Source organism: Vibrio sp. 10N.222.48.A3 (assembly GCF_041475345.1).
Classification (GTDB): Bacteria; Pseudomonadota; Gammaproteobacteria; order Enterobacterales; family Vibrionaceae; genus Vibrio; species Vibrio tasmaniensis_A.
On sequence record NZ_JBFRVX010000760.1, the window covers coordinates 2,922 to 3,179 of the forward strand.

1 protein-coding gene is annotated in these 258 nt (G+C 43.0%); it reads left to right on the top strand.

Features of this window, described 5'->3' with window-relative positions; translation table 11 throughout:
- On the top strand, positions 1–258 hold a 258-nt coding region (locus AB4653_RS19475), incomplete at both ends, for a chorismate-binding protein (protein WP_372105059.1).

Consider the following 258-nt stretch of genomic DNA (forward strand, 5'->3'; position numbering starts at 1 on the left):
AAGCAGAACAAGCAGAACGAACTCATCAGAAGTTTGGATTAACCACCCCATGGCAATCCAATATGACTGAACAAAGTTATGCCAATAAATTCGATAGCGTTCAAGAGTACTTGTTGTCGGGTGACTGTTATCAGATAAACCTTGCTCAGCGCTTCAATGCCCAATACCAAGGCAGTGAATGGCTCGCTTATGAAAAGTTAGAGAAGTACAACTCAGCTCCATTCTCTGGTTTTATCCGTTTAGCAGGCTGCACCATTC